The 5,713-nt window shown below is 61.4% G+C and carries 2 protein-coding genes; one reads left to right on the top strand and one right to left on the bottom strand.

All coding sequences use genetic code 11. From position 1 onward, the window contains the following. Positions 1 to 4,202: retention module-containing protein (locus AC0ZZU_RS23850; protein WP_476343889.1), on the bottom strand; the 4,202-nt coding region annotated here is incomplete at its 3' end. 685 nt (positions 4,203 to 4,887) lie between these two features. Here AC0ZZU_RS23850 and AC0ZZU_RS23845 point away from each other — a divergent pair. Then, on the top strand, positions 4,888 to 5,713 hold an 826-nt coding region (locus AC0ZZU_RS23845; protein ID WP_476343885.1), incomplete at its 3' end, for a type I secretion system permease/ATPase.

Here is a 5,713-nt window from a genome sequence, read left to right as displayed (position 1 = left end):
GTAGCGGTGATGACTTCAGCCACCAGGGTGCTGGCATCAACAAAGGCATCTTCGGTATTCGGGTTATCCACCGACAGGGTGCCGTGGCCGGTTTCGTCCAGCGTCACGGTGTGGGTGGTATCGCCAACCTTCACCGTCAGCACCACCGGGGTAGTGCCCTGTGGGGTCTGGCCGGTCTGGAAGTTGAACGTGACCTTGGCGTCGGCTTCGGTGGCGGCATTGGCCGTCACCTCGATGGAAACCGAGCTTTCGGTATCTTCGATCGTGGCGGTAGCCTTGGCGCCGGTCTCCAGCTTCTCGAAGTTGCCGCCGGTAGCGGTGATGACTTCGGCGACCAGGGTGCTGGCATCGACAAAGGCGTCTTCGGTATTCGGGTTGTCCACCGACAGGGTGCCGTGGCCGGTTTCATCCAGGGTCACGGTGTGGGTGTCGTTACCGACCTTCACCGTCAGTACCACCGGGGTAGTGCCCTGCGGGGCCTGGCTGGTCTGGAAGTTGAAGGTGACTTTGCCATCGGCCTCGGTGGCCGCGTTGGCGGTCACGGTTACCGAAACAGGACTTTCGGTATCGGAAATCGTGGCTGTGCCCGTGGCACCGGTCTCGATCTTCTCGAAGTTGCCACCGCTAGCGGTGATGACTTCGGCGACCAGGGTGCTGGCGTCGACAAAGGCATCTTCGGTATTCGGGTTGTCCACCGACAGGGTGCCGTGGCCGGTCTCGTCCAGGGTGACGGTGTGCGTGGTATCGCCAACTTTGACGGTCAGTACCACCGGACTAGTGCCCTGCGGAGTCTGGCTGGTCTGGAAGTTGAAGGTGACCTTGGCGTCGGCTTCGGTGGCGGCATCGGCCGTGACCTCGATGGAAACCGGGCTTTCGGTATCTTCGATCGTGGCGGTGGCCTTGGCGCCGGTCTCCAGCTTCTCGAAGTTGCCGCCGGTAGCGGTGATGACTTCAGCCACCAGGGTGCTGGCATCAACAAAGGCATCTTCGGTATTCGGGTTATCCACCGACAGGGTGCCGTGGCCGGTTTCATCCAGCGTCACGGTGTGGGTGGTATCGCCAACCTTCACCGTCAGCACCACCGGGGTAGTGCCTTGCGGGGCCTGGCTGGTCTGGAAGTTGAACGTGACCTTGGCGTCGGCTTCGGTGGCCGCGTTGGCGGTCACAGTTACCGAAACAGGACTCTCGGTATCGGTAATGGTGGCCGTGCCTTTGGCGCCGGTCTCCAGCTTCTCGAAGTTGCCACCCGTGGCGGTGATGACTTCGGCGACCAGGGTGCTGGCATCGACAAAGGCGTCTTCGGTATTCGGGTTATCCACCGACAGGGTGCCGTGGCCGGTTTCATCCAGGGTGACGGTATGGGTGTCGTTACCGACCTTCACCGTCAGCACCACCGGAGTAGTGCCCTGTGGGGTCTGGCCGGTCTGGAAGTTGAAGGTGACCTTGGCATCGGCTTCGGTGGCCGCATTGGCGGTGACCGTAATACCGACGGGCGACTCCGTGTCAGTAATGGTGGCCGTAGCCTTGGCGCCGGTTTCGAGCTTCTCGAAGTTGCCGCCGGTAGCGGTGATGACTTCAGCCACCAGGGTACTGGCATCGACAAAGGCATCTTCGGTATTCGGGTTGTCCACCGACAGGGTGCCGTGGCCGGTTTCATCCAGCGTCACGGTGTGGGTGGTATCGCCAACCTTCACCGTCAGCACCACCGGGGTAGTGCCTTGCGAGGCCTGGCTGGTCTGGAAGTTGAAGGTGACCTTGGCGTCGGCTTCGGTGGCCGCGTTGGCGGTGACCGAAATACTTACTGGCGACTCGGTGTCAGTAATCGAGGCCGTGCCCGTGGCGCCAGTTTCGATCTTCTCGAAGTTGCCACCGGTGGCGGTGATGACTTCGGCGACCAAGGTGCTGGCATCGACAAAGGCGTCTTCGGTGTTCGGGTTATCCACCGACAGGGTGCCGTGGCCGGTTTCATCCAGGGTGACGGTATGGGTGTCGTTGCCGACCTTCACCGTCAGCACCACCGGGGTAGTGCCTTGCGGGGCCTGGCTGGTCTGGAAGTTGAATATGACCTTGGCGTCAGCTTCGGTGGCCGCATTGGCGGTGACCGTAATACCGACGGGCGACTCGGTGTCGGCGATAGTGGCCGTGGCCTTGGCGCCGGTCTCCAGCTTTTCGAAATTGCCACCGGTGGCGATGATGACTTCGGCGACCAGGGTGCTGGCATCGACAAAGGCATCTTCGGTATTCGGGTTATCCACCGACAGGGTGCCGTGGCCGGTCTCATCCAAGGTCACGGTATGGGTGTCGTTACCGACCTTCACCGTCAGTACCACCGGGGTAGTGCCCTGCGGAGCCTGGCTGGTCTGGAAGTTGAAGGTGACCTTGGCGTCGGCTTCGGTGGCCGCATTGGCGGTGACCGTAATACCGACCGGCGACTCCGTGTCAGTAATGGTGGCGGTGGCCTTGGCGCCGGTTTCAAGCTTCTCGAAGTTGCCGCCGGTAGCGGTGATGACTTCAGCCACCAGGGTGCTGGCATCGACAAAGGCATCTTCGGTATTCGGGTTGTCCACCGACAGGGTGCCGTGGCCGGTTTCATCCAGGGTCACGGTGTGGGTGTCGTTGCCGACCTTCACCGTCAGCACGACCGGGGTAGTGCCTTGCGGAGTCTGACTGGTCTGGAAGTTGAAGATGACTTTGCCATCGGCCTCGGTGGCCGCATTGGCGGTGACCGTAATACCGACGGGAGACTCGGTGTCGGCGATAGTGGCAGTGCCGGTCGCGCCAGTCAGGTCGGTGGCTTCGAAGTTGCCACCGGTGACCTCGGTCACGGTCGCGGTCAGGGTACTGGCGTCGTTGTAGACATCATCGCCATTGGTGTTCGGCACGACCAGGGTGCCCTTGCCGGTGCTGTCCACATCGACGGTGTAGTTGGTGCCACCGACATTGACAGTCAGGGTCACGGCGCTGCCGGCCTGCGGGGGATTGCTCAGCTGGAAGTTGAAGGTAACGTTTGCGTCACCTTCCTTCGCAGCTTGCCCGGTGACCGCCACGGTGGTGGTGTCGAGGGTGTCGGCAATAACTGCGGTACCCGTCGCGCCGGTGAGATCAGTGGCTTCGAAGTTGCCACCGTTGACCTCGGTCACGGTCGCGGTCAGGGTACTGGCGTCGTTGTAGACATCATCGCCATTGGTGTTCGGCACGACCAGGGTGCCCTTGCCGGTGCTGTCCACATCGACGGTGTAATTGGTGCCACCGACATTGACAGTCAGGGTCACGGCGCTGCCGGCCTGCGGGGGATTGCTCAGCTGGAAGCTGAAGGTGACGTTTGCGTCACCTTCCTTCGCGGCTTGCCCGGTGACCGCCACGGTAGTGGTGTCGAGGGTGTCAGTAATCTGCGTCACCGCCGGGGTTGCATCAGGCGTGAAGGTAACGCCACCGCCACCTGTGACGCCGGTAATGACGGTGGAGATCTCGCGGGCATCAATGTATGGAGTGTCGTTTGCAGGAATCGTCACGCTCACAGTGCCAGTGGTCTGGCCGGCACTGATAACGACCACCTGTCCGTTGGACAGGGTGATAGTCAAGTCCGTCAGGGGCGCTTGGCCGGTAGTGGCGGTGTACACAATTACGCCACCGGCTTCGGTGAGGATGGGTGTAGCGCTCAGAGTAAGGCCGGTAGTTGCCGCAGAAGGCGTGACAGCCTGAGCGTCGTTGCTGATGTCCAGCGCGCCTACATCTTCCTGCGTAGCGAATGTGTCGAACCCGATCGGCCCAGTAGGGAACCCGATGGTCGGATCAACCACCCCCCCCGTCGCTTCCAGCATCACGAACGAGTGCCCACCACCCGCAGCTCCGCCAGTGCCTGCGGCGTTCGGACCCGCAGCCGTCGCTTCAAGCTCGGTAGTCGGGTCAGCACCCGCCGCGATCGCCTGCTGCAGCTCTTCGACCGACGGTGCGGCCTGCGCAGTCGCCTGGCTCAGGTCGGCGCTGCTGTCGGGCGCATCTGCGCTCCATTGGCTGTCACGACCGAGGTCGAGCAGACGGCCATCGGCCAGCTCAAGGGTTACCGCGCCGCCCGCGCCGGTCAGGACTTGCTCGCCCGCGAACAAGCGGTCGCCTTCGATCAGTACTCGCTGGATGCCTTCCGGGGATACCGCTATGACTTGACCAACAATGCTTTTGACAATCGCAACAACACTGCTCATTTATTCTCCGGATACCCAGTTGGCTTCCATACGACTGTCGAAAAGCCGCTTGCGATGGAATTTTTTCAATAATGGTGTGACGCTTTTTGACGTCAACTTTTTGTCTATAACCTATGGCGATAAAGTTAATGCCAAAGTATTGACCTTCTGGCCGCCATCCTAAACAATCACCCGCGTAATGTCACATTGATATTTTCCGGGCAAGCGTCCTTCCTGTCGCACCTCATCCGTATCCTTCGGAAAGTCCTTTGGAAATCAATAATTTGCTGTTTCTCAAGGCAGGTACAGCCGTGGCTCTGCTGTGACGCATCACTGTTTTCCAGCTGCGCGTGGCGAAAAGTGGCTATCTCCAATGACCTGAGTGTTGTCGGCCAACTTCCGGATGAAATTAGTCCACCGGCACTATTTGTTGCCCAGCTACGGGCATCGTTTGCAAAGGCACGGGTGCAGTGGAAGGCCGACCTGGAACCCTCCAAGGCCCAGCGCGGGTGGGTCGAGGTCCAGACGACACAGTGGTTTACTCGGTATCGAATCAAGGCGACCATTGGCCACCTGCTCAGGAAGCAGGGTGTTGTAGCCCCTTTGGCAAGCGTTATGCAGAACGATCTGAAACCCAGGGTGAACCTGCCAGGCATGAACTGACGGGGCACCCATCCCTACACCGTAAAGGATGAAAAGAGCGCGCGTGGAATCCGAAGTCAGTCGAGTCCAACTCAGCCACGATCCACGCAGTCAGCACGACGATCCTTTACTGGATAGCCTGCTGACCTTGTGTGTCCTGCACCAGAAGCCTGCCAGCCGGGCCATGCTCACCACCGGCCTGCCGCTGCCCTCGCAGCGCCTGACCGCCGAGCTGCTGCCCCGCGCAGCCGCCCGGGCGGGCCTGCAAGGGCGCCTGCTGCAGCGCAAGCTGGAGCAGATCCCAAGCATTGCCATGCCGGCCATGCTGCTGCTCAAGGAAGGCCGCAGCGCCGTGCTGCTCGGGTGGGAGAACGAGCACACCGCGCGCTTGCTGCTCAGCGAGAGCGACGGCGGCGAGGTGCATATCAGCCGTGATGCGTTGCTCAGCGACTACAGCGGCAAGGTGTTTTTCGCACAGCCGCAGCACAAGTTCGACGTCAACCACGGCAACCTCATCCCGCGTGCCCGTTCCTGGTTCCGCGACACCCTGCTGCGCAGCAAGTGGCTGTATATCGATGCCATCGCCGCCAGCCTGGTGATCAACCTGATCGCCCTGGCCGCGCCGCTGTTCGTGATGAACGTCTACGACCGTGTAGTGCCCAACCAGGCCACCTCGACCCTGTGGGTGCTGGCCGTCGGCATTGGCGGTGCCTACGTCTTCGACCTGATCCTCAAGGGCCTGCGCGGCTTGTGCCTGGACCTGGCCGGCAAGAAGACCGACCTGATCATCTCGGCGACGCTGTTCGAGCGCATCGTCGGCATGTCGATGAAGTACCGCCCGGCACGGGTCGGCAGCTTTGCCCAGAACATCCACGAGTTCCAGGGCCTGC

The organism is Pseudomonas sp. JE3303 (assembly GCF_056312565.1).
Note: the sequence above shows the minus strand (reverse complement) of the source record. Positions and strands in the feature narration are given on the sequence as shown.